Source organism: Burkholderia sp. MSMB0856 (assembly GCF_001524645.2).
Classification (GTDB): domain Bacteria; phylum Pseudomonadota; class Gammaproteobacteria; order Burkholderiales; family Burkholderiaceae; genus Burkholderia; species Burkholderia diffusa.
This window is the reverse complement of record NZ_CP013428.1, coordinates 2,000,287-2,021,783: the sequence shown is the minus strand read 5'-3', so window position 1 is coordinate 2,021,783 and position 21,497 is coordinate 2,000,287. Positions and strand designations below refer to the sequence as shown.

At 67.4% G+C, this 21,497-nt stretch carries 23 protein-coding genes and 1 pseudogene; 10 read left to right on the top strand and 14 right to left on the bottom strand.

The genetic code is table 11. The features are described from left to right. Positions 1 to 22: 22 nt before the first annotated feature. The 5 genes and pseudogenes from WS87_RS26690 to WS87_RS34335 form a co-directional block, all read left to right on the top strand. Entirely contained in the window at positions 23 to 322 is a 300-nt protein-coding gene (locus WS87_RS26690) for a sarcosine oxidase subunit delta (protein WP_059534095.1), read from the top strand. Then, a complete protein-coding gene (locus WS87_RS26685) occupies positions 319 to 3,330 on the top strand; it encodes a sarcosine oxidase subunit alpha family protein (protein ID WP_059819577.1) in 3,012 nt (1,003 codons plus the stop codon). The genes WS87_RS26690 and WS87_RS26685 overlap by 4 nt, the downstream gene beginning before the upstream one ends. Next, positions 3,320 to 3,949 carry a sarcosine oxidase subunit gamma gene (locus WS87_RS26680; RefSeq protein ID WP_059819576.1) on the top strand — a complete coding sequence of 210 codons (630 nt, stop codon included), beginning with the start codon at positions 3,320 to 3,322 and terminating at the stop codon, positions 3,947 to 3,949. Before WS87_RS26685 ends, WS87_RS26680 begins: the two co-directional genes overlap by 11 nt. Next, on the top strand, positions 3,946 to 4,386 hold the full coding sequence (locus WS87_RS26675; RefSeq protein ID WP_059452158.1) for a dihydroneopterin aldolase: 441 nt from the start codon (positions 3,946 to 3,948) through the stop codon (positions 4,384 to 4,386). Before WS87_RS26680 ends, WS87_RS26675 begins: the two co-directional genes overlap by 4 nt. A 54-nt stretch (positions 4,387 to 4,440) precedes the next feature. Beyond that, positions 4,441 to 4,539 (top strand): annotated as a pseudogene (locus tag WS87_RS34335) (LysR family transcriptional regulator); the annotation flags it as partial. 67 nt (positions 4,540 to 4,606) lie between these two features. Here WS87_RS34335 and WS87_RS26665 read toward each other — a convergent pair. From WS87_RS26665 to osmF, 5 genes are all read right to left on the bottom strand, one after another. Next, the gene (locus WS87_RS26665; protein WP_059819575.1) at positions 4,607 to 5,275 is read right to left on the bottom strand and encodes a lytic transglycosylase domain-containing protein; all 669 of its coding nucleotides are present in this window, start codon (positions 5,273 to 5,275) and stop codon (positions 4,607 to 4,609) included. Positions 5,276 to 5,494: 219 nt separating this feature from the next. Next, complete coding sequence (locus tag WS87_RS26660; RefSeq protein ID WP_059819574.1) at positions 5,495 to 6,262, bottom strand: ABC transporter permease; 768 nt, start codon at positions 6,260 to 6,262, stop codon at positions 5,495 to 5,497. Then, entirely contained in the window at positions 6,259 to 7,200 is a 942-nt protein-coding gene (locus tag WS87_RS26655; protein WP_059819573.1) for an ABC transporter ATP-binding protein, read from the bottom strand. Before WS87_RS26655 ends, WS87_RS26660 begins: the two co-directional genes overlap by 4 nt. After that, positions 7,197 to 8,375 carry an ABC transporter permease gene (locus WS87_RS26650; protein WP_059819572.1) on the bottom strand — a complete coding sequence of 393 codons (1,179 nt, stop codon included), beginning with the start codon at positions 8,373 to 8,375 and terminating at the stop codon, positions 7,197 to 7,199. Before WS87_RS26650 ends, WS87_RS26655 begins: the two co-directional genes overlap by 4 nt. Next, a complete protein-coding gene (osmF, locus tag WS87_RS26645) occupies positions 8,372 to 9,295 on the bottom strand; it encodes a glycine betaine ABC transporter substrate-binding protein OsmF (protein ID WP_059819571.1) in 924 nt (307 codons plus the stop codon). The genes WS87_RS26650 and osmF overlap by 4 nt, the downstream gene beginning before the upstream one ends. A 167-nt stretch (positions 9,296 to 9,462) precedes the next feature. On the opposite strand from osmF, the gene WS87_RS26640 reads away from it, so the two are divergent. Then, positions 9,463 to 10,392, top strand: a complete 930-nt coding sequence (locus tag WS87_RS26640) for a 2-hydroxyacid dehydrogenase (protein WP_059819570.1) — start codon at positions 9,463 to 9,465, stop codon at positions 10,390 to 10,392. A 288-nt stretch (positions 10,393 to 10,680) separates the two neighbouring features. On the opposite strand, the gene WS87_RS26635 is transcribed toward WS87_RS26640, so the two are convergent. Beyond that, positions 10,681 to 12,627, bottom strand: coding sequence for a Xaa-Pro dipeptidyl-peptidase (locus tag WS87_RS26635; RefSeq protein WP_059819569.1), 1,947 nt, complete (start codon positions 12,625 to 12,627; stop codon positions 10,681 to 10,683). 302 nt (positions 12,628 to 12,929) lie between these two features. Between WS87_RS26635 and WS87_RS33740 the strand changes: the two genes are divergently transcribed. Beyond that, complete coding sequence (locus WS87_RS33740; RefSeq protein ID WP_159085708.1) at positions 12,930 to 13,232, top strand: hypothetical protein; 303 nt, start codon at positions 12,930 to 12,932, stop codon at positions 13,230 to 13,232. Between the two features lie 13 nt (positions 13,233 to 13,245). On the opposite strand, the gene WS87_RS26630 is transcribed toward WS87_RS33740, so the two are convergent. Continuing rightward, positions 13,246 to 13,584: a helix-turn-helix domain-containing protein gene (locus WS87_RS26630; protein ID WP_041490713.1), complete on the bottom strand. Its 339-nt coding sequence runs from the start codon at positions 13,582 to 13,584 to the stop codon at positions 13,246 to 13,248. 78 nt (positions 13,585 to 13,662) lie between these two features. On the opposite strand from WS87_RS26630, the gene WS87_RS26625 reads away from it, so the two are divergent. Beyond that, on the top strand, positions 13,663 to 14,568 hold the full coding sequence (locus WS87_RS26625) for a hypothetical protein (protein WP_059819568.1): 906 nt from the start codon (positions 13,663 to 13,665) through the stop codon (positions 14,566 to 14,568). 281 nt (positions 14,569 to 14,849) lie between these two features. Continuing rightward, complete coding sequence (locus WS87_RS26620) at positions 14,850 to 15,080, top strand: hypothetical protein (RefSeq protein ID WP_059819567.1); 231 nt, start codon at positions 14,850 to 14,852, stop codon at positions 15,078 to 15,080. Between the two features lie 58 nt (positions 15,081 to 15,138). On the opposite strand, the gene WS87_RS26615 is transcribed toward WS87_RS26620, so the two are convergent. The 4 genes from WS87_RS26615 to WS87_RS26600 all read right to left on the bottom strand — a co-directional run bounded on the left by WS87_RS26615 (position 15,139) and on the right by WS87_RS26600 (position 18,204). Then, positions 15,139 to 15,987: an alpha/beta hydrolase gene (locus WS87_RS26615; protein WP_175908758.1), complete on the bottom strand. Its 849-nt coding sequence runs from the start codon at positions 15,985 to 15,987 to the stop codon at positions 15,139 to 15,141. A 118-nt stretch (positions 15,988 to 16,105) separates the two neighbouring features. Then, positions 16,106 to 16,837, bottom strand: a complete 732-nt coding sequence (locus tag WS87_RS26610) for an alpha/beta fold hydrolase (protein ID WP_059819565.1) — start codon at positions 16,835 to 16,837, stop codon at positions 16,106 to 16,108. After that, positions 16,834 to 17,640 (bottom strand): DinB family protein, encoded by an 807-nt coding sequence (locus tag WS87_RS26605; protein WP_059819564.1) that lies wholly within the window; start codon positions 17,638 to 17,640, stop codon positions 16,834 to 16,836. Before WS87_RS26605 ends, WS87_RS26610 begins: the two co-directional genes overlap by 4 nt. 132 nt (positions 17,641 to 17,772) lie before the next feature. After that, complete coding sequence (locus tag WS87_RS26600) at positions 17,773 to 18,204, bottom strand: YciI family protein (protein WP_059819563.1); 432 nt, start codon at positions 18,202 to 18,204, stop codon at positions 17,773 to 17,775. 363 nt (positions 18,205 to 18,567) lie between these two features. Between WS87_RS26600 and WS87_RS26590 the strand changes: the two genes are divergently transcribed. Beyond that, positions 18,568 to 18,798 carry a hypothetical protein gene (locus WS87_RS26590; RefSeq protein WP_059805456.1) on the top strand — a complete coding sequence of 77 codons (231 nt, stop codon included), beginning with the start codon at positions 18,568 to 18,570 and terminating at the stop codon, positions 18,796 to 18,798. Positions 18,799 to 18,847: 49 nt separating this feature from the next. Here WS87_RS26590 and WS87_RS26585 read toward each other — a convergent pair whose 3' ends face one another. From WS87_RS26585 to WS87_RS26575, 3 genes are all read right to left on the bottom strand, one after another. Then, on the bottom strand, positions 18,848 to 19,549 hold the full coding sequence (locus WS87_RS26585) for an MBL fold metallo-hydrolase (protein WP_059600272.1): 702 nt from the start codon (positions 19,547 to 19,549) through the stop codon (positions 18,848 to 18,850). A 150-nt stretch (positions 19,550 to 19,699) separates the two neighbouring features. Continuing rightward, positions 19,700 to 20,470 carry an ABC transporter permease gene (locus WS87_RS26580; protein ID WP_059819561.1) on the bottom strand — a complete coding sequence of 257 codons (771 nt, stop codon included), beginning with the start codon at positions 20,468 to 20,470 and terminating at the stop codon, positions 19,700 to 19,702. Positions 20,471 to 20,475: 5 nt separating this feature from the next. Continuing rightward, complete coding sequence (locus tag WS87_RS26575; protein WP_059688969.1) at positions 20,476 to 21,420, bottom strand: ABC transporter ATP-binding protein; 945 nt, start codon at positions 21,418 to 21,420, stop codon at positions 20,476 to 20,478. Positions 21,421 to 21,497: the final 77 nt, after the last annotated feature.

The following is a 21,497-nucleotide window of genomic DNA, read 5'->3' as shown; positions in this document are numbered from 1 at the left end:
CACTGAACGAGGAGAAAGAAACATGTTGCTGATCGAATGTCCGTGGTGCGGGCCGCGCGCCGAATCCGAGTTCACGTGCGGCGGTGAAGCCGACATCGTGCGCCCGGTTGCGAACGAGAACATGACCGACCGCGAATGGGGCGAATACGTGTTCATGCGCGAGAACAAGCGCGGTATCCACCGCGAGCAGTGGCTGCACACGCAGGGCTGCCGCCGCTGGTTCAAGGTCACGCGCGACACGGTGACCTACGATATCAAGGGCTACGAAAAGTTCGGTGGCGCAGCCGCCGGCAACGCACACGAAGAGGGCACGAGCAAATGAGCCAGAAAGACCGCCTCGGCACCGGTGGCCGCATCAATCGCGCGATTCCGCTGACGTTCACGTTCAACGGCCGCACGTATCAGGGCTTCCAGGGCGACACGCTCGCGTCTGCGCTGCTCGCGAACGGCGTGCACTTCGTCGCGCGCAGCTTCAAGTACCACCGTCCGCGCGGGATCGTGACGGCGGACGTCGCGGAACCGAATGCCGTCGTGCAGCTCGAGACCGGCCCGTACACGGTGCCGAACGCGCGCGCGACCGAGATCGAGCTGTACCAGGGCCTCGTCGCGACGAGCGTGAACGCGGAGCCGTCGCTCGAGAACGACAAGTACGCGATCAACCAGAAGTTCTCGCGCTTCATGCCGGCCGGGTTCTACTACAAGACCTTCATGTGGCCGCGCAACATGTGGCCGAAGTATGAAGAGAAGATCCGCGAGGCCGCCGGCCTCGGCAAGGCGCCCGAGGTGCTCGACGCCGATCGCTACGACAAATGCTACGCGCACTGCGACGTGCTCGTGGTCGGCGGTGGCCCGTCGGGCCTCGCCGCCGCGCATGCGGCCGCGACGGCCGGCGCACGCGTGATCCTCGTCGACGACCAGCGCGAACTCGGCGGCAGCCTGCTGTCGTGCCGCGCGGAAATCGATGCGAAGCCGGCATTGCAGTGGGTCGAGAAGATCGAGGCCGAACTGCGCAAGCTGCCCGACGTGACGATCCTGTCGCGCAGCACCGCGTTCGGTTATCAGGACCACAACCTCGTGACGGTCACGCAGCGCCTGACCGATCACCAGCCGGTGTCGATGCGCAAGGGCACGCGCGAGCTGCTGTGGAAGGTCCGCGCGAAGCGCGTGATCCTCGCGACCGGCGCGCACGAGCGTCCGATCGTGTTCGGCAACAACGACCTGCCGGGCGTGATGCTCGCCGGCGCGGTGTCCACCTACGTGCATCGCTACGGCGTGCTGCCGGGCCGCAACGTGGTCGTGTTCACGAACAACGATCGTGCATATCAGACCGCGCTCGACCTGAAGGCATGTGGCGCCAAGGTGACGGTCGTCGATTCGCGTGCGTCGTCGAGCGGCGCGCTGCCCGCGGCCGCGAAGCGGCAGGGCGTGACGGTGATGAGCGGTGCGGTCGTGTCGGCTGCTTCGGGTAAGTGGCGCGTATCGTCGGTCGACGTCGCGTCCTACACGAACGGCCAGACCGGCGGCAAGCTGCAGTCGCTGCCGTGCGACCTCGTCGCGATGTCGGGCGGCTTCAGCCCGGTGCTGCACCTGTTCGCGCAGTCGGGTGGCAAGGCGTGCTGGAACGACGAGAAGGCCTGCTTCCTGCCGGGCAAGCCCGTGCAGGCGGAAGCGAGCATCGGTGCGGCCGCTGGCGAGTTCGGTCTCGCCCGTGCGCTGCGGCTCGCGGTCGACGCGGGCGCCGAAGCGGCGAAGGCAGCGGGCTTCACGGCCGCGCAGCGCCCCGTCGCGCCGCAGGTCGCGGAAACCGTCGAAGGCGCGCTGCAGCCGTTGTGGCTCGTCGGCAGCCGCGAGGCCGCCGCACGCGGGCCGAAGCAGTTCGTCGACTTCCAGAACGACGTGGCGGCCGCCGACATCCTGCTGGCCGCGCGCGAAGGCTTCGAGTCGGTCGAGCACGTGAAGCGCTACACCGCGATGGGCTTCGGCACCGACCAGGGCAAGCTCGGCAACATCAACGGGATGGCGATCCTCGCGCAGGCGCTCGGCAAGACGATTCCGGAAACGGGCACGACGACGTTCCGCCCGAACTACACGCCCGTGTCGTTCGGTACGTTCGCGGGCCGCGAGACGGGCGACTTCCTCGACCCGATCCGCAAGACGGCCGTGCATGAATGGCACGTCGAGCACGGCGCGATGTTCGAAGACGTCGGCAACTGGAAGCGGCCGTGGTATTTCCCGAAGAACGGCGAGGATCTGCATGCGGCCGTGAAGCGCGAATGCCTGGCGGTGCGCAACAGCGTCGGCATCCTCGACGCGTCGACGCTCGGCAAGATCGACATCCAGGGTCCGGACGCGGTGAAGCTGCTGAACTGGATGTACACGAACCCGTGGAACAAGCTCGAGATCGGCAAATGCCGCTACGGGCTGATGCTCGACGAAAACGGGATGGTGTTCGACGACGGCGTGACGGTGCGCCTCGCCGACCAGCATTTCATGATGACGACGACCACCGGCGGCGCGGCGCGCGTGCTCACGTGGCTCGAGCGCTGGCTGCAGACCGAATGGCCCGACATGAAGGTGCGGCTCGCGTCCGTCACCGATCACTGGGCGACGTTCGCGGTGGTCGGCCCGAAGAGCCGCAAGGTCGTGCAGAAGGTGTGCCAGGACATCGACTTCGGCAACGAGGCGTTCCCGTTCATGAGCTACCGGAACGGCACCGTCGCGGGCGCGAAGGCGCGCGTGATGCGGATCAGCTTCTCCGGCGAGCTCGCCTATGAAGTGAACGTGCCGGCCAATGCGGGCCGCGCGGTGTGGGAAGCGCTGATGGCGGCAGGTGCCGAATTCGACATCACGCCGTACGGCACCGAGACGATGCACGTGCTGCGCGCGGAGAAGGGCTACATCATCGTCGGCCAGGATACCGACGGCTCGATCACGCCGTTCGACCTCGGGATGGGCGGGGTGGTCGCGAAGTCGAAGGACTTCCTCGGCAAGCGTTCGCTGTCGCGCTCCGATACGCAGAAGGAAGGCCGCAAGCAGTTCGTCGGCCTGCTGACCGAGGACGAACAGTTCGTGCTGCCGGAAGGCGCGCAGATCATCGCGAAGGACACGCAGGTGTCGGCGGTCGATCCGACGCCGATGATCGGCCACGTGACGTCGAGTTATTACAGCCCGATCCTGAAGCGCTCGATCGCGCTGGCGGTGGTGAAGGGCGGCCTGAACAAGATGGGCGAGAGCGTCGTGATTCCGCTGGCCAACGGCAAGCGCATCACAGCGAAGATCTCGAGCCCGGTTTTCTACGATACCGAAGGGGTGCGCCAGCATGTGGAATGAAACCAGAAACCAGTCGCAAGTGGCGGGCGCGGGCGTGACGCTTGAATCGCCGTTCGTCGGCGCGGCCGATGTGCTGAAGCCGCACCAGGCGCGCGCGTCGAAGAAGTTCTTGCTGCGCGAGCGGGCGTTTCTTGATCTCGTGAACGTGCGCGGCGAGCTGAGCGACCCGGCATTCGTCAGCGCGTTCGAGCGCGTGGTCGGCTGCCGGCCGCCGTCGGCACCGAACACGGTGGCGCGCGGCGCCGAGTACGACGTGCTGTGGCTCGGTCCCGACGAGTGGCTCGTGCGTTCGAACGGGCCCGTGCAGGCGGGCGTGCTCGAGGCGCAACTCGCGGAGGCCGTGCAGGGTTCGTATGCGGCGGCCGTCGACGTCGGCAGCGGCTACACGGTGGTCGAGGTCAGCGGCGAACGCGTGCGCGATGTGATCGCGCGCGGCTGCCCGCTCGATCTGCATCCGCGCGTGCTGAAGCCGGGTCAGTGCGCGCAGTCGCACTACTTCAAGTCGCCGATCACGCTGATCCCGACCGGCGACGATACGTTCGAAATCGTCCTGCGTCGCAGCTTCGCCGACTATTTCGTGCGCATCATGCTCGACGCCGCGGCGCCGCTCGTATCATGAAGCCGTTCGACGAACCGTTCGTGGCGATCGACGCGCCGCGCCTGCGCGGGCGTGGCTGGAGCGTGTTCGTCGACGAACTGAAGGTGCCCGCGCGGATCGGCATCCACGCGCACGAGCACGAGGCGCCGCAGCCGATCGTGATCGATGCGCGGCTCGGGTATCGCTGCGAGCCGAGCGAGCAGGGCGAGTGGATCGACTACGACGGCTACTGCGCACGTGTCGCGTCGTTCCTGTCGCACAAGCCGCATACGCGGCTGCTCGAAACGCTCGTCGCCGATCTCGCGGTGATGTCGTTCCGCGAATGGCCCGCGCTGGAGTCGCTGACGCTGTCGATGTACAAGCCGAAGATCCGGCCGGGGACGAAGCGCGTCGGCGTGTCGCTCGACTGGACGCGTGGGGATTACCTGCGGTGGACGGGAGCGGCGGGGCAGCTGTGATGGGCTGAGCAGTCCGTATCGTTTCAAGGCGGCGCGTCATGACGAAGTCACGACGCGCCGATTCCCGTCCATGCGATGACCGAAACGCGTTTGCTGCCTGCGAAAACGCAGCATTTCATCGAGTTTATGCGTGCGCATTTCGCGCGCGAGTAATGGACGGTCGGTGTGTAACGTCGTGTGTCGTGCCGCTTCAGGATCGCACGTGCGGTGCGCAGTGCGCTTACTTCGCGTTGCGGCTCGCGGCGGGCGCCGCGGTCGACGGATCGCTGACCGGCACCATGTGCGCGTTCGTATCGTTCGCGCTCTTCGCGCCGTCTTCGGGTTCGAGCACGAAGCGGAACGTGTCGACCCGCTGCATCACCTTTGCCGCATACGCATTCGATCCGCCGTAGCTTTTCAGCCCGGCCTGCACGTTGCCGCCGGCCGCCCGCACATAGCCCGACAGGATCTTCGAGCCGGCTTCGACGTTCGCATTCGGTTCGGTCAGGTCTTTCACATTGCGCAGCATGCCGCGGTGCGCGGAAGGCACCACCTGCATCAGCCCGGTCGCGCCATGCTGGCCGCGCGCCTTTTCCTGGAAGCGCGATTCGATCGAGATGATGGCGTAAACGAGTGCCGGAGGCAGCGAATATTTCGTCGCGGTCATGCTCACGATATCGGCGAGCTTCGCGGCACGCTCTTTTGCGACACCGAATTTCTTCGTCAGGTAGGACGTGATGCGGCGGTTTGCTTCGTTGGGCTGATCGTTCGCGAGCGGGGCGGAGGCCTCGGCCGGCGCGGATGCCGCCGCTTCGGGCGCGGAGGCAGGCAACGCGGGCGCCTGCTGCGCCGAGGCCTGGTGCGCGATGCCGAGCGAAAGCACGATCAGCCAGAGAAACCGTCGTCGCATGGTGGAGTGCGGGGAAATGAGAGGCGCATAGTATATCGGCCAATCGTCGGATGTGTGCGAGCGCGGGCTTGAATGAAAGCGTGATGTAGGCTTTTGTCGGCGCGTGCTCCGGACAGGCTTGATCGTTGCATCAACACGTATCGGAGTCCGGATGAAGCACGGCCGGGTTTTCTCTCGCGTCCCCTATTTCATGCGCGGGTTAGCGATCGCGGATGCGTATTACGTACGCCGCGCGCTCGCCACCCGTGCAAGCGCGCCGATCGCGTCGCTGACCAGCACCGCGAGCAGCCCGACGATCACGCCGCCCTGCAGCACGAATGCCGTGTTCGACGTCTGCAGGCCCGCGATGATCACGTCGCCGAGCCCGCGCGCGGCGACCGTCGACCCGATCGTCGCGGTGCCGAGATTGATCACGACCGCGAGCCGGATTCCGTTTACGATCACCGGAAACGCGAGCGGCAGCTCGACCGACACCAGTTGTTGCCAACCGCTCATCCCCATCCCGCGCGCGGCGTCGACGACATCGCGCGGCACGTCTTCGAGCCCTGCGATCGTGCTCTCGAAAATCGGCAGGAGCCCATACAGAACGAGCGCGATCAGCACGGGTTTCAACCCGAAGCCGACGGCCGGCACCGCGAGCGCGAGCACCGCGACGGGCGGAAAGGTCTGGCCGATGTCGACGACGCTGCGCGCAACCGGCAGGAAATCCGCGCCGGACGGCCGCGTCACCGCGATGCCGGCCGCGACCGCGACCGCCGTGCCGATCAGGCTCGACAGCGCGACGGTGCCGAGATGCGCGAGCGTGAGGTCGAGCAGGCTCGCACGATCGTAGATGACGGGCGCGCCGTTGTCCGCGAACGGTGCGAACACGCCCTGCAGCCACGCGGGGCGCAACAGCAGCACGAGCAGCAGCGCGAACGCGGCCGCGCGCGCGACATGCGCGGGCAGCCGCTGCGGCAGGGGCGAACGCGCGAGCCGAGTCGTCATGCGGGTTTTCTCGCGTGTGTGCGGATCGCGTCGAACGTGATGCGGCGCGGCGCATCTCGCCCGTCGCCGCCTTCGACCGGCAATGCGTCGGCTCCGCGCCACAGCAGCTCGGACACCGCATCGCGCAGCGTGCGCGTCGCGGCGATCGGTTCGCCGTCGGCGTGACCGGGCTCGGCGACCGCGTCGATCGGCGTCAGCGCGAGCAGGCGCAGCGGCCGGTCGACGCCGGCGACGAGCTGCTCGACGACACCCGCGGCCGGCTTGCCGAGAATCTCGGCCGGCGGCGCGACCTGCAGCAGCCGTCCGCCGTCCATCACCGCGATCGTGTCGCCGAGTTTCAGCGCTTCCTCGATATCGTGCGTGACGATCACGACCGTGATGCCGAGGCGGCGCTGCAGCGCGTACAGATCGTCCTGCGCCTTGTTGCGGATGATCGGATCGAGCGCGCCGAACGGCTCGTCCATCAGCAGCATCGCGGGTTCGGCCGCGAGCGCGCGTGCGACGCCGACGCGCTGCTGCTGGCCGCCCGACAGTTCGTGCGGCAGCTTGTCCGCGAATTCGGCCGGTGCGAGATGAAACAGGTCGAGCAGTTCGCGCACGCGCGCGTCGATGCGCTCGGCCGGCCAGCCGAGCAGGCGCGGCACGGTCGCGATGTTGCGCGCGACGCTCCAGTGCGGAAACAGGCCGTGCCCCTGGATCACGTAGCCGATGCGTCTCCGCAACTGCTCGGGCGGCACGCTCGCGGTGTCGACGCCGTCGATGCGGATCGTGCCGGCGGTGGGCGCGATCAGCCGGTTGATCATCCGCAGCAGCGTCGACTTGCCGCTGCCCGATGCGCCGACGAGCGCGGTGATCGTGCCTTGCTTCATCGTCATCGATACGTCGTCGACGGCGACGACATCGCCGAAGCGTTTGCCGATGCGTTCGATCTCGATCATGCGGTACGTCCCTTCGCGAGCGTGGTCGCGGCTTCGAACACGACGGCGGCCGCCAGCGCGAGCGCGATCGTCGGGATCGCGCCGAGCAGCACGAGATCGGCGGCCGATTGCCCGATCCCCTGGAAGATGAAGGTGCCGAAGCCGCCGCCGCCGATCAGCGCGGCGACCGCGGTCAGCCCGATGTTCTGCACGAGCACGATGCGCACGCCGCTCAGGATCACCGGCAACGCGAGCACGAGGTCGACGCGCAGCAACCGCTGCGCGCGCGTCATGCCCATCGCGCGAGCCGCTTCGGTCACATGCGGCGGCACCTGCTCGAGCCCGACCACGACGCTCGACGCGATCGGCAGCAGCGAGTAGAGAAACAGCGCGAGCACGGCCGGCGCGACGCCGATCCCGCGGATGCCGAGCGCGGCCGCGAGCGGCACATGCGCGGCGAGCAGGCCGAGGGGCGCCATCATCAGCCCGTACATCGCGATGCTCGGGATCGTCTGCACGATATTGAGCACCGGCATGACGACGGTGCGCACCGGTGCGACCCGCGCGCACGCGATGCCGAGCGGCAGGCCCGCGACGAGCGCGGCCGCGACCGATCCACCCGCGAGCGACACGTGCCGGATCGCCTCGCGCCAGAAGTCGTCGCTGCGCACCGCGTATTCGCGCATCACGGACAGGCCGTCCCACCAGCCGCTCGCGAGCGGCAGCGATATCGCTGCGATCGCGACGACGAGTGCGACGAGGCGGCGCCACGGGCCGAATGCGAGCCGCGCGAGTGCGTCGGCCACCAGCACGGCCCACGCGAACAGCAGCAGCCAGGCGCCCGCCGCGGGCGACACGCGTGCGAGCACGTCGTCGGGTGCAACGACGTGCGTCGCCGCGGCGCCGACCGCGTAGGCCAGTGTCGCGAGCCACGTGCAGCCGGCCGCGAGCCGCCATGCAGGACGGCTCGCCGTCATCGCCCACAACGCGCCGACGACCCACAACGCGGCGAGCGCGGCCCCCTGCACGGCGGGCAGCGCGGCGAACGCCGACAGCCCCGTGCCGGCCGCGATGCGGTTCGGCCGAAGCACCATGAACGGCATGCCGAATACCGCCACGATCGTCAGGACACCGATCAGGATGCCGACCTTGTCGAGCGTGACGCGCCGCGCGGACGGCACCGCGCGACCCGTCACTTGACGAAGCCTTTCGACTTCAGGTAGCTCTTTGCCACGCCGGCGGCCGGTTCGCCGTTGATTTGAATGCGCGCGTTCAGCGTCTGCAGCGTCTTCAGGTCGAGGCTTGCGAACACCGGTTTCAGGTATTCGGCGATTTGCGGATGCGCTTTGAGCACGACTTCGCGAATCACCGGCGTCGGCGCGTAGACGGGCTGCACGTGCTTGTCGTCGTCGAGCACGACGAGGCCGCTCGATGCGATCCCGCCGTCCGTGCCGTACACCATCGCCGCGTTCACGCCGTCGGTCTGGTTCGCGGCGGCCTTGATCGTCGCGGCCGTGTCGCCGCCCGACAGCACGACGAGCTGATCCGGTTTCAGCTTGAAGCCGTACGCCTTCTCGAACGAAGGCAGCGCGGACGCGCTGTTCACGAATTCGGCCGACGCCGCGAGCTTCAGCTTGCCGCCGCCCGCGATCCACTTGCCGAAATCGGAGAAAGTCTTCAGGTGCTGTGCTTGCGCGACCGGCGCGAGCACGGCGACGCCCCACGTGTTGTTCGCGGGCGCCGGTTCGAGCCAGACGAGATGGTTCGCCGCATAGTCGAGCTTCTTCGCGGTGTCGTAGCCCTGGCTCGCGTTCTTCCACAGGGGATCGTCGGCCTTGTTGAAGAAGAACGCCGCGTTGCCCGTGTATTCGGGGTAGATATCGATCTCGCCGCTCGTGAGCGCCTTGCGCACGATCGGGGTCGTGCCGAGCGCGATCTTTTCGGTGACGGGGATGCCGTGGGCCTTCAGCACCTGTGCGATGACGTTGCCGAGCAGGTTGCCTTCGGTGTCGATTTTCGACGACACCACGACGGGCGTGTCGGCGTGCGCGCCGGGTGCCACGATAGCGGCGGCGAACGCGAGGCCCAGGATTCGGGCGGGCAGGGCGAGCTTCATCGGGGCCAATCTCCAGAACGGGGACGTTACGCCGAAAGTTACTTGACTGAGTCGGCTTTGGCAAACCATGTGCGGCGGCACGTCCACAGCGCGCGTGGGGGTAACCCGCACGCGTCACGCGCCGTTGTTACACTGGAGCGCATTCCCGCCTGCGGACATTTGCTGACATGAAGCCTGAGCTGCTGGTCCTTATCGCGCTGCGCGACGACGCGCAGCGCCAGATCGCCACGTCATACGACGTCCATCATGCACCGACCGCCGATGAACGCGCGCGCGCGATTGCCGAACACGGCAGCACGATCCGCGCGGTGTTGACCAACGGCAGCACGGGCCTCACTGCCGCCGAAATCGATCGTCTGCCGCAGCTCACGTTCGTCAGCGCGCTCGGCGCGGGTTACGAGCACATCGATGTCGCGCATGCGAAGGCGCGCGGCATCACCGTGGTGACGGGCGCGGGCACCAACGACGATTGCGTCGCCGATCACGCGTTTGCGCTGCTGCTGGCGGCGGTGCGCAACGTCGTGCAACTCGATGCGAACACCCGCGCCGGCGTATGGCGCGACGCGCTGCAGATGCCGCCGAACGTGTCGGGCAAGAAGCTCGGCATCGTCGGGCTTGGCAAGATCGGCGAGAAATGCGCGCGGCGCGCGGCCGGCTTCGACATCGAGATCGGTTATCACAACCGTTCCGCGAAGGAGGTTCCGCATCGCTATTTCGACCGTGTCGATGCGCTTGCGCAATGGGCCGATTTCCTGATCGTCGCGACGCCGGGCGGCGCGGGCACGCGTCATCTGGTCAATCGCACGGTGCTCGACGCGCTCGGCCCCGGCGGCTTTCTCGTGAACGTGTCGCGCGGCAGCGTTGTCGATACCGCTGCTTTGGCGGATGCGCTGCGCGAACGGCGCATCGCGGGCGCCGGGCTCGACGTGTACGAAGGCGAGCCGGAGCCGCCGCGCGCGCTCACGGCGCTCGACAATGTCGTGCTGACGCCGCACATGGGCGGCTGGTCCCCGGAGGCGCTCGATCGTTCGGTCCAGCAGTTTCTCGACAACGCCGCCCGGCATTTCGCGGGCGAGCCGGTGCTGACGCCGGTGTGAGCGGGGCGGCGCCGGGTGTGAAAGGCGAAAGGGGTGAAAGGCGCACCGGCGCGAAGTTGAACCGGCCCCGCCAACAAGAGAAAAAATTGCGTCGCGGCCGCGAATTCAGTGCTGTGAAATGCGTGTCGCATGGCTGACGCGATCGCGTTGCCGATGAAGAATGGCGCCGTGCGACGGTGAAGCAAAGTCGCACGGCGCCTTCGGTACGTTCCGCTCGGCGTCACGCGCATGCGATCGGGAGCGATCGCATGCGCGTGGCGGTCGGTCGTGCCGATCGACCGCGCCGGCTCAGGACGAAACCAGCGGCACCGTCACTGACGTGCCGGCCGGATCGAGCGCGAGCCCCGTGCCCGGTGTTGGCCGCAGCGTCGCCTCGTTGTCGCTCGACAGCACGACGAGGCCGAGCTTGTGACCCGCTTCGAGCTTGTAGTCGCGCGGCATGAACGTCAGCTTCAGGTCATACGGCATCCCCGGCAGCACGGGCTGCGAGAACCAGTCCGACACGCGATTGCGCGGATCGGTCCATGCCCGCGTGACGATCGTTGCCGAGCCATCCGGTGCGCGGTCGACCAGCAATGCCGTCACGTTCGCGACGCCGGTGAAGGTCAGCCGCACGCGTGCGGTCGCGGTGCCCGACAGGCGCGTCGCGGCCGTGAACGGCGCCGTCTCGAAGCGGCTGCGATGCTCGCCGGTCGCGGCATTCGCCAGCGTGAGCGCGGGGATCGACGCATCGTCGGTGAAGCGCGCGAGCGGACCGCCGCTCGGCAGCCGCAACAGCGTGCCGGTGCCCGCGCCGTCGCCGCCCGCGAAGTACGCGACCGGCGTGGCGTGCCGCGCGGCCCAGTCGGCTTCCTTCAGCAGCGTGCCGTCGGCCTGCTCGACCACCGCGCGCGAATCGCGTTCGACGCCGTTGTCGACGCCGATCAGGTAGCGCGTGAACCAGCGGTTCACTTCGGCGGTCCATGCATCGGCCATCGCCGGCACGCGGGTCGGGTCGGTGTGCTTCAGGCGGTGCAGCCACAGCTGCGTCGGCACGCCCTGACGCCGCATCGCCAGATACCATGACGTCGACTGGTCGACGCGCACGTTGTCGTCGGTCAGCCCCTGCGCGACGAGGGCCGGCGCGACCGCCTGTGCGGTCGGAATGTCGCGTGCGGCCCAGAACGCTGAATAGTCGCCCATCTTGCGGTCTTCCTGCTGCAACGCCTCGTCGATCAGGTGCGTGCAGCGCTCCGGATGCGCGTTCGTCAGCAGTGCCTTGATATAGACGTCGACGTCCTCGCCCTGATAGCCCTCCGGCGCGCGCACGAGCCCGCCCGAGCGGTAGTAGCCGTACATGTTCGACAGGCCGGCGATCGGCACGATCGCGTCGAGCCCGCGCGTGCGCAGGCTCGCGACCATCTTCGGCAGCGTGCCGTCGTACGACACGCCGTACATGCCGACGTGGCCCGTCGACCAGTTCGCGACGACCGGCTTGCCGCTCGCGTCCTTCGCGGCGGCATCGCGGCCGAGCCAGCGGATCACCGACGCCATCGCGACGGATTCGTCGCGCGTGAGGATCGTTGGGCAGCCGTCGGAACCGGCGGTGCCGAGCGAATCCGCATACACGATCGTGAAGCCGCGCGGAATGAAGTAGCCCTCGATCCACGAACGGCCGGCCGCGGCCGCCTCGAGCTGCTGCAGCATGCGCGTCTGCGGCGCCGCGGCCATGATGCGCGCGGAGGCGCCGGTGGCTGCCGCCGCCGCAGTGGCGGCCGGATGCGGGGTGCCGTCGAGTTCAACGTCGACGTCGTGGTTCGGGCTGTCGGCGAGCCCTGCATAGTACGGGCTTGCGAGCACGATGACCGGCGTGCGTGCGCCGTTGGCGGTTTCCGACGGACGCACGATGCGCACGTGAATGCGGTCGCGCGTACCGTCGCCGTCGGAGTCGACCGGCGTGTCGACCCACGCGTTTTCCTCGATCGTGCCGCCGGATAGCGACGGCTGCACCTGACCGTTGGCGATCACCGGCTTGTAGCGCCCGCCGCTGGCGGGATTCGCGTACGGGACGCCGGACGGCGACACGCGCCCTTGCGCATTGTCACCTTGCTGATCCTGGTTTTGCCCTTGACCTTGCGCGAGCGCGGACACGCCCGCCACGCTGCCGCCGTCATCTCCGCCGCACGCGGCGAGCGTCGCGGCTGCAACGAGCGCGGGTAGCCATGCGCGGCGCGATCCTCTGAAATGAAATTGCATTGCCGACCTCGTTCTTTTGATTGTGTGGATACGACCGTTCCGCGATACGCCCCCTGCGGGCCGGGCCGATTACTGCATGCGACGACAAGAAAACAGCACCATCGGGACAACGCCGTGCGATATGTGCCGGCTGGAAAGCAGCGGCTTCGTACGGCACGTCATGCAGGACTGCAAAGTAAATGTGCGCATGCCGCGCGTCCTTCCAGGTGAGACGGAACGACATCATTCGATGAGACGGGGATGTTGCGAGCTGCGGTGCTGCGCTGCGGAAAAACACGATGCGACGCGCGTGCGGCGACGGAATGAAACGGATCGGCGGTTTCGGCCGCGCCGCGCATCGTGATGGCTTGCCGGTTCGCGTTTGCTTTCCGGAAGCTTGCGCAAAAGTTATCTCAGTGAAAACGGCGTGTCAAACTTTTTTAACCGTGAGTAAAAAATATTTGAAGCGCCGTCGATGCGGCGCGTGGGGTGTGCTGGCGGCACGTGTGTTCGGCGATGCGCCGGCCGCCGCTTCGCGCTGCATCGGCCGATGCAAAACGGGCGATGACGAATCGTCTTCGCCATCGCCCGCTCGCTGGTGCTTTCAGCCTTCCTTCCATTCATGAACGCCGGTGAGGGTCACCCGTCGTCGGCCTTCGCCTGCAGATCCTTCAACCCTTGGATCACGACCAGCAGTGCGCGCCCGTGCTCGTCGGAGCCGTCCCAGGCGTCGACGATCGCGTCGCGCAGCAGGTCGTTGTACCGGCGGCGCGCCGGGCGGGTATCGACGCCATAGAAACTGCATAGCTTGTTGAATGGCGCGCTGCGTCGCAGCCGGTGCCCGTTCGACAGCCGAAGGCGCGACACGGTCGGCTGGCTGACGCCGGAAAGCCGCGCAATTTCGCTGGACGAGCGCGTGTCCGCCATCAGACGGCGTAACAGGTCTTGTACAGGAAAATCGTGGTCCGGGGCTTCCATGCGATGCATTATACCTATACAGTTACGGTTGTTGAATGGGCTTGCTGTCACCAGCGAGGCTGTATCCCGAGAAAGTTGATGACACTGAAACACCTCCCTCCCACGTTCTGCTGGACGAAGATCGGTACCGAGTCCGGCGAGGAACTGCCGACCGTCGTGCTCCGCAAGGAATGGGAGCGCCGGCTCGGGGGCGGGCGCTTTCTGTGGGGGATCAACCAGCCGCTCGGCAGCAGCGCGCAAGTCGCCGCGCATCGCACGGGCTCGCTGCTCGCGCTGTTTTCGCCGGTCGCGTCGCGCACGCGGCCGGGCGAGCGCAGGCGCGAGGACGCGCTGCTGTGGAATGCATGGATCGACGCCAGCGGTCAGGTGCGGCCGCTGCCGCCGCACACGTTCATCGCGAGCCGCTCGACGCTGCCGTCGGGCCGGCGGCGCGAACAGCACTACGCACTCGTCTGCGCATCGTCCACCGCACTGACGGTCGGCACGCAACTGCGCGTATTTCCCGATCACCTGCGCAGCGTGAGCACGGGCAAGCCGCTCGGCGTCGCGCAGGGCGCGGCCGTGGTCGACTGCATCGGGCGCGCGAAGGAACAAACCGGCAAGAGCTATCCGCTCGCGCTGTCGGTCGAACTCGAAGCGCCGTATTTCGTGCGGCTCGCGCAGCCGTGCGTGTTGAAGGCGCGCGATCTTGCCGAGGTGAACAAGGCGACGCGCGCCGGCGATTTCGATCGCTTCGTCGAACTGGTCGCGCGCTTGCGCGGCCGTTCGCCGACGGATGCCGTGCGCGGCGTCACGCGCGACCTGTTCGACGTGCCGCCGATCGAAACGGCGGCCGCCTACGTCGCGCCCACGCATGGCGTGCGACTGCGCAGCCGGCCCACGGCCGAGCATCCGCACGAGCTCACCGGCGATCTGTTCGATCTGTCGCCCGGCGAAGCGGCCGCGTTCGGTGGTCTCGCGCATCCGCGCATCGGGCGCGCATGACGTTCTCGCCGCGCATGTGCGGCGCGTGACGCGAAGCAGGATCGCTGAATGTGCGTGCAACGACACGCATGCATGTGGCCGCCATCCGGGCGTGCGCAAGAATTTGTTGCAATCTCGCCGTAGCGGATCGGCAAGCGTCGCGCGACAATCGCCACGAAGCGTGCCGCGCGGTCGCGCGTGTGTCGACAGGCTGCTCGCCGTCGTTCACGCCGCCGACATGCGCACCACGTACGGTGGTGCGTCGGCTTGCTTCACGCTGCAATCCTGAGGGAGAAGTGTCGATGTCGACCCACATCTGTTCGCGGGAAGCCCAGGCGGCTCAACGCTTCGTCGAAGCGACGCGCAACGTCGATCAGGCGTTTCGCGCCGTGCGCGGCGAAAGCGACGACGACGTCTCGTCGGCCGAATATGCGCGTGCGATGTCGCGCCTCGATCACGCGCTCGACGAACTGGCGCGTGCGCAGGAGTGCTTCGATCGCGTGGTGAGTGCCGACGCGGCGCACGGCAACTGAACTCGATTCGCGGCTTCCACTTTCACTTCTGCTTATGCCGTGTCGCGCCGACCGGATGCTACGCGTAGCCGCCGTGCTGGAACGACGTCGCGAAGAACTGCATCTGGTAGCGGATCGCGTGCGCCCAGTAGTCCCATGTATGTCCGCCCGGACGCTCCGCATAGTCGTGCGGCACGCCGAGCGCGACGAGTCGTTGATGCAGCGTGCGGTTCGAGCCGACGAACGAGTCGTCGCGGCCGCAGTCGATCGTCAGGTCCAGATGCGCGCGGACGAACGCGCGCGCGTTTTCGACGATCGCGTTGCGGTTCCAGAATGACGGATGGCGGCCGGGGTCGCCGAATACGTGGTCGATGCCCGGTTCGTCCTCGCAGCAGCGCGGATCGACCGCGCCGCTGATGCTGCCGACCGCGCCGAAGGTGTCGGCCCGGTCGAGCGCGATGCGCAGCGCGCCGAAGCCACCCATGCTGAGCCCGGTGATGGCGCGCGCGCCCTTGGTCGCGATCGTTCTGAAGTGCATGTCGACATACGACACGACTTCGTCGCCGACGAAGGTTTCGTAGCGGCTGCCCGAGTCGAACGGGCTGTCGATGTACCAGCTTTCGTGCCCGCCGTCGGGCATCACGAGGATCACGCGGTAGCGATCGGCCAACGCGGCGATGTGCGTGTTCGCGGTCCAGTCGGTGTGGTCGCCGCCGGAGCCGTGCAACAGGTAGACGACCGGAAAGCGCTCGACGCCGCGTTCCGGGCCGTGGCGCAGGCGTGCGTAGTCGTCGGGCAGCACGACGGTCGCCTTCAGCGTCTGGTTCATCGCGGCACTCGGAATCGCGACGACCCGCGCCTGATAGGCGAGGGCTGGGCCCGCGGCAGCGAGCAGCAGCAGTAGCCAGAACGCGCGTACCAGATTCATGGAGCCTCGCATCGGGAAAACCCTGTTCAGCGACTCTAGCAATCGTCCCTTTCAGCCATATTTCGGCGAAACCTACGGATTGTCAGGTGGCGGGCGCGCAGCCGGGCGACCGTCCGCGTCAGGCGAGACGGCGCGCGAGCGTCTCCCGGAACGCGGCGGGCCGCTCGGCCGGTATCAGGTGCCCGCAGCCGGCGATCGTTTCGAAGCCGGCACAGCGCGCGAGCGCCCAGTCCGGCACGTGCCAGCCCGCACGCGAGCGTTCACCCGCGACGAGCCACACCGGATGGCGCTCGAATACGTCGGCGAGCGCCTGCAGATATTCGGGTTCGCCCGTCGTCGCGACGACCGAGCGTCCCATCGCGCGCAGCGTCGACGCCGGCTGATGTGCGAGCCAGCGGCGTGCATCGACGAGCTGGCGTGGCGACGGATCGTCGATCGAGCCGCGCAACCAATCGAACGGATCGCCGCGCAGGCCGTCGAGCATCGCGTCGGCTTGCGCGGCCGACATGCGACTGACCGACGCCGACCAGAACGCATCGTCGAGCGTGAAGTTGCCTTCGACGTTGACGATCCGGCGCACGCGCGCTGGATGCGCATGGGCGAACAGCATCGCGATCGCGCCGCCGACGGAGTGACCGACGATATCGACCGGCTGCGCGCCGAAGTGGGCGTCGATGGCCTGTCGCAGATGCTCGACCTGTGCGGCGAGCGTGATCGCGTCGAACGGCGCGTCGCGATGAATGCCGTAGCCGAGCAGGTCGGGGGCGAGATGCGGGCCGGGCCATTCGGGCACATCGAACGTGCCGATGAAACCGTGGACGAAGACGACGGGCGGGGTGGGCGGGCTCATTGGGCGGTTGACGACGGAAGGGGCGGCAATTCGAGTTCGGCGAGCAGTTCGTCGAGTTCGAGTACATGCGTGCGATCGTGGTCGAGCAGTTCGCGCACGAGTTCCTCGAGCGACATCCGGCGGATGCCGTCGCGCAGCCCGCAGCGCGTGAGTTCGGACGGTTGCAGCGCGGCGGCTGTCGCGCACAGCGCGGCGCGGCCGGTGCGGAACGCGGCAAGCGCGTCGTCGAGCGGCTGTGCAAGGTAGTCGCGCTGCGCGGCGAGTGCCGTCCCGTCGACGGAGGCGATCACCGGCAGTTCGTGCGCACGCACGACTTCGATGCGTTCGGCGAATACCGCGTCGAGGTCGCGCAGGTGGCATGCATGCTCGACGAGCGAGAAGCCTGTGCCGGCGGGGCGGCGCGTGATCAGCGCGGCGGGAACGTGCGCGGTATATGCGGCGACCCGGTCGGGCATCGCGGCCAGCGTGGCGACGACGTCGGCGAACGGCAACACCAGCGGAAACGCGCTGAATACCGCGCCGTAGCTGAACAACGCGCCGCCGATCCGGCCGCGCGCCTGCACGACGTCGTGCCCGTGGCGGCGCATCACGTCGGCGACCATCGCGCCGCAGAACTGTCGGGCGGTCGTATCAGCTTCGATTTCGGGGAATTTGTGCGCGATCTCGTGCTGGATCGCGCCGATCGCCGCAACGCCGACTCGCGACAGCGCCGCGAATTCGACATAGCGTCCGGGTTGCGTAATCAGCGCTTCGAGCTGCGCGCCGAGGGGTGTCGCGCGAAAACGGTCGAAACGAGAATGCATGATGACAAGGCCTCGCCGAGTAACGTATCAAAACGATACGTTACTCGGCGAGGCGCCGTCAATCCGTTTATGCAGAGGATTCGGCCAGGGCGCCTGTTTCGATTGCGCTGCTGCGCCCCGGCCGGGCTACCCTTACGCGCCGTGCTTGGCGTCCAACTCCGCGCGCAGCCGTGCTTCCTGTTCCTGCAGTTCCGGCGTGAATGCCTCGCCGAAGTCCTCGGGCGAGAAGACCTGGCGGATCTCGATGTCCGATTCGGTGGGCATCGGATTCGGGCAGCGCTTGACCCATTCGACGGCTTCCTCCATCGAATTCACCTGCCACAGCCAGTAGCCGGCGATCAGTTCCTTGGTCTCGGCGAACGGGCCGTCGATGACGGTCCGGTCCTTGCCGGAGAAGTGCACGCGCTTGCCGCGCGAACTCGGGTGCAGCCCTTCGCCGGCCAGCATCACGCCGGCCTTCACGAGTGCCTCGTTGTACTGGCCCATCGCGGCCAGCAGTTCGGTATCGGGCATCGTGCCCGCTTCGGAAAAGGCCGTTGCCTTGACGATCACCATGACGCGCATTGTCGCTACTCCTTGAACGGGAAAGGGGGAATCCGCAATCGGCCGGCCGTGCGGACGGCAAAACGATCGGTTACGACACTACGACGCGTGACGATCGCGCGAATCGACATCGCCTGCAAAAAATTTGATCGCCGACGACGGGGAGGCGGCAGGCGTTCGCAGCATCGCGTAACGGACGAGGCGCCCGGCGTGGACGATTCGCTCGTGCGACCGGATGTGAACGGCACCGGTAACGGCCGCGGCGCGGCGCGGCGAGTCGCGCAAGCCGGCCGATTCCGGTACGGGGCGATCGTGCGGCGGCGCGTCGGAGCCCTGGGGCAAAACTGGTATGCTGGTCAGCATCACGTTCATGTGGAGGGCGCCATGGCAACGAAGGAAGTCTCGAAGAAAAAGTACCTGAAGATTCTGAACAAACGCCTGCGTGCCGAGCCGGATGCGCCGGCCGGCGCGTCGTTCGTGTTCTTCCCGCTCGGCGCGAAGGCCAAGCATGCGACGGGCGTCATATCCGGCGAGCCGCGCAGCAAGCGCGAACTCGCGGTGATGGCCGCTATCCAGAGCAAGGCGGCCGCCGAATTCGTCGTGACCGGCGTCTGACCGGCGACGGGCGGCCGGCGTCCGGCGGCCGCACGCGGCAGCGCGTGCGTTACGCCGCGGCCGCCTCGCAATACGCAATCACACCGGCGATCACGCGCGCAATGTCGTGCGTGATCGCCGGGCCGTGCATCGGCAGGATGATGTCGAGATCGAGCGCCTGGATGCGGCGCAGCGCGCTCGCCAGGTGCGCGAGCGACGGCAGGTAGTCCGAGCGCGTGATCGCGTCGAGGATCGCCGGCAGCGGGTCGTCGGTCTCCTCCCTGCCGAAGCGCATCAGGATGTCCGACGACAGCAGTGCCTTGTACGCCGGCAGATACACGACGAGCGCATCCCACTGATGCACGTGCTTCGTGAAGACCGGCACGACGTCGATGCCCGACAGCGTCGTCGGCTCGCCGTCCTTCAACGGAATCGCGCGCACGCCGAACACGTCGGCGAGCCCCCATGTACACATCGGATGTCCGTACGCGACGAGCGCCGGGTTGGCCGCGAGGAAGTCGGGCAGCGCGCCCATTTCGTCGGCCTCGAAGTGCGGGACGATCACGTTGCTGACCATCGACGGCGCGATGCCGACGGTGTCGAGCGCCGCGCTCAGTTGCGTGAAGTTGGAGCGCGTGCCCGTTTCGACGCACAGCACGTCGCCGTGCGACGATCGTACGAAGAACTGACTGAAGCTCAGGTTCAGCGTGTCGACGTAGGACGTGGCGCGAAACAGGCCGTCGCGGACGGCGTCGATTCGGGAGGCGCTCATCGGGGATCCTCGCGCAGGGAAGGGGGCGGGCGCCGCGCCGCCCGCGCACCGCGCGTTGCGGTGCGGCAGACGACGGCAGTCGATCTTCCGATCCAGTCTAGCAGCGCCGCTCCGGATCCGCGAACCGGGGCAACCCCGTGGCGCGCCGCGTCAGTTCTTCAGCTTGTAGCCGGTGCGGAACATCCACGCGACGATCGCGAGCAGGATCGCGAGGAACAGCGAGGTGGCCGCGAGGCTGATCCCCACGTGCACGTCGGCCAGCCCGTAGAACGACCAGCGGAAGCCGCTGATCAGATAGACGATCGGGTTGAACAGCGTGACGATGCGCCATGCGGGCGGCAGCATGTCGACCGAATAGAAGCTGCCGCCGAGGAACGTGAGCGGCGTGATGATCAGGAGCGGCACGAGCTGCAGCTTCTCGAAGCTGTCGGCCCAGATGCCGATCACGAAGCCGAACAGGCTGAAGGTGATCGACGTCAGCACGAGGAACAGCACCATCCAGAACGGATGCAGGATGTGCAGCGGCACGAACAGGTCGGCCGTCGCGAGGATGATCAACCCGAGCAGCAACGACTTCGACGCGGCCGCACCCACGTACGCGATCACGATCTCCCAGTACGACACGGGCGCGGACAATATCTCGTAGATCGTGCCCGTGAAGCGCGGGAAGTAGATGCCGAACGACGCGTTCGAGATGCTCTGCGACAGCAGCGACAGCATCACGAGGCCCGGCACGATGAATGACCCATAGCCGATCCCGTTCACGTCGCTGATGCGCGAGCCGATCGCCGAGCCGAACACGACGAAGTACAGCGACGTCGAGATCACCGGCGCGATGATGCTCTGCATCAGCGTGCGGCGCGTGCGGGCCATTTCGGCGCGGTAGATCGCGCGGATGCCGTGGAAATTCCAGTTCGCCATGTGCGTTAGGCCCCTTGTGTGCCGTTGCGGCGGTTGTCGATCAGGCTGACGAAAATGTCCTCGAGCGAGCTCTGCGTCGTATGCAGGTCGCGAAAGCCGATGCCGGCCGAGCCGAGCGCGTTGATCAGCTTCGCGATGCTCGCGTCGTCGCGCTGCGAGTCGTACGTGTAGACGAGCGCGGCGCCGTCGTCCGCGCGTTCGAGCCCGAACGCGGCGAGTTCGCCCGGCACGGTCGCGAGCGGATGCTCGAGCTGCACCGTCAGCTGCTTCTTGCCGAGCTTGCGCATCAGCTCGCGTTTCTCTTCGACGAGCACGAGCTCGCCGCCGAGGATGATGCCGATCCGGTCGGCCATTTCCTCGGCTTCCTCGATGTAGTGCGTGGTCAGCAGGATCGTCACGCCGCTTTCGCGCAACGAGTCGACCAGCTTCCACATGTCGCGGCGCAGCTCGACGTCGACGCCGGCCGTCGGTTCGTCGAGGAACAGGATGCGCGGCTCGTGCGACAGCGCCTTCGCGATCATCACGCGGCGCTTCATGCCGCCCGAGAGCGTCATCAGCTTGTTGTCGCGCTTTTCCCACAGCGACAGCGCCTTCAGCGTCTTCTCGATGTGCGCAGGATCGGGCGCCTTGCCGAACAGGCCGCGGCTGAACGATACGGTTGCCCAGACGGTTTCGAACGCGTCGGTCGTCAGCTCCTGCGGCACGAGGCCGATCATTTCGCGGGCGGCGCGGTATTGATCGCGGATGTCGTGCCCGCCGACCGTCACGCGGCCTTCGGTCGGCGTGACGATGCCGCAGATCGAGCCGATCAGCGTGGTCTTGCCCGCGCCGTTCGGCCCGAGCAGCGCGAAGATCTCGCCGGGGCGGATGTCGAGGGTCACGTGCTTCAGCGCCTGGAAGCCGGACGCGTAAGTCTTGGAGAGGTCGGAGACGGAAAGGATCGGTTGCATGCTCACGGATGGCACGGCCGGTCGGTTCGACGCTGCGCGCCGCGCGTGCCCGGCGCCGCCGCTGCGAAGCGGCCGGT

Excerpts from the sequence above, each read along its gene's own strand:
- WS87_RS26690 (WP_059534095.1), top strand. The coding sequence starts at position 23 with ATGTTGCTGATCGAATGTCCGTGGTGCGGGCCGCGCGCCGAATCCGAG.
- WS87_RS26685 (WP_059819577.1), top strand. The coding sequence starts at position 319 with ATGAGCCAGAAAGACCGCCTCGGCACCGGTGGCCGCATCAATCGCGCG.
- WS87_RS26680 (WP_059819576.1), top strand. The coding sequence starts at position 3,320 with ATGTGGAATGAAACCAGAAACCAGTCGCAAGTGGCGGGCGCGGGCGTG.
- WS87_RS26675 (WP_059452158.1), top strand. The coding sequence starts at position 3,946 with ATGAAGCCGTTCGACGAACCGTTCGTGGCGATCGACGCGCCGCGCCTG.
- WS87_RS26665 (WP_059819575.1), bottom strand. The coding sequence starts at position 5,275 with ATGCGACGACGGTTTCTCTGGCTGATCGTGCTTTCGCTCGGCATCGCG.
- WS87_RS26660 (WP_059819574.1), bottom strand. The coding sequence starts at position 6,262 with ATGACGACTCGGCTCGCGCGTTCGCCCCTGCCGCAGCGGCTGCCCGCG.
- WS87_RS26655 (WP_059819573.1), bottom strand. The coding sequence starts at position 7,200 with ATGATCGAGATCGAACGCATCGGCAAACGCTTCGGCGATGTCGTCGCC.
- osmF (WP_059819571.1), bottom strand. The coding sequence starts at position 9,295 with ATGAAGCTCGCCCTGCCCGCCCGAATCCTGGGCCTCGCGTTCGCCGCC.
- WS87_RS26640 (WP_059819570.1), top strand. The coding sequence starts at position 9,463 with ATGAAGCCTGAGCTGCTGGTCCTTATCGCGCTGCGCGACGACGCGCAG.
- WS87_RS26635 (WP_059819569.1), bottom strand. The coding sequence starts at position 12,627 with ATGCAATTTCATTTCAGAGGATCGCGCCGCGCATGGCTACCCGCGCTC.
- WS87_RS33740 (WP_159085708.1), top strand. The coding sequence starts at position 12,930 with ATGAAACGGATCGGCGGTTTCGGCCGCGCCGCGCATCGTGATGGCTTG.
- WS87_RS26630 (WP_041490713.1), bottom strand. The coding sequence starts at position 13,584 with ATGGAAGCCCCGGACCACGATTTTCCTGTACAAGACCTGTTACGCCGT.
- WS87_RS26625 (WP_059819568.1), top strand. The coding sequence starts at position 13,663 with ATGACACTGAAACACCTCCCTCCCACGTTCTGCTGGACGAAGATCGGT.
- WS87_RS26620 (WP_059819567.1), top strand. The coding sequence starts at position 14,850 with ATGTCGACCCACATCTGTTCGCGGGAAGCCCAGGCGGCTCAACGCTTC.
- WS87_RS26615 (WP_175908758.1), bottom strand. The coding sequence starts at position 15,987 with ATGAATCTGGTACGCGCGTTCTGGCTACTGCTGCTGCTCGCTGCCGCG.
- WS87_RS26610 (WP_059819565.1), bottom strand. The coding sequence starts at position 16,837 with ATGAGCCCGCCCACCCCGCCCGTCGTCTTCGTCCACGGTTTCATCGGC.
- WS87_RS26605 (WP_059819564.1), bottom strand. The coding sequence starts at position 17,640 with ATGCATTCTCGTTTCGACCGTTTTCGCGCGACACCCCTCGGCGCGCAG.
- WS87_RS26600 (WP_059819563.1), bottom strand. The coding sequence starts at position 18,204 with ATGCGCGTCATGGTGATCGTCAAGGCAACGGCCTTTTCCGAAGCGGGC.
- WS87_RS26590 (WP_059805456.1), top strand. The coding sequence starts at position 18,568 with ATGGCAACGAAGGAAGTCTCGAAGAAAAAGTACCTGAAGATTCTGAAC.
- WS87_RS26585 (WP_059600272.1), bottom strand. The coding sequence starts at position 19,549 with ATGAGCGCCTCCCGAATCGACGCCGTCCGCGACGGCCTGTTTCGCGCC.
- WS87_RS26580 (WP_059819561.1), bottom strand. The coding sequence starts at position 20,470 with ATGGCGAACTGGAATTTCCACGGCATCCGCGCGATCTACCGCGCCGAA.
- WS87_RS26575 (WP_059688969.1), bottom strand. The coding sequence starts at position 21,420 with ATGCAACCGATCCTTTCCGTCTCCGACCTCTCCAAGACTTACGCGTCC.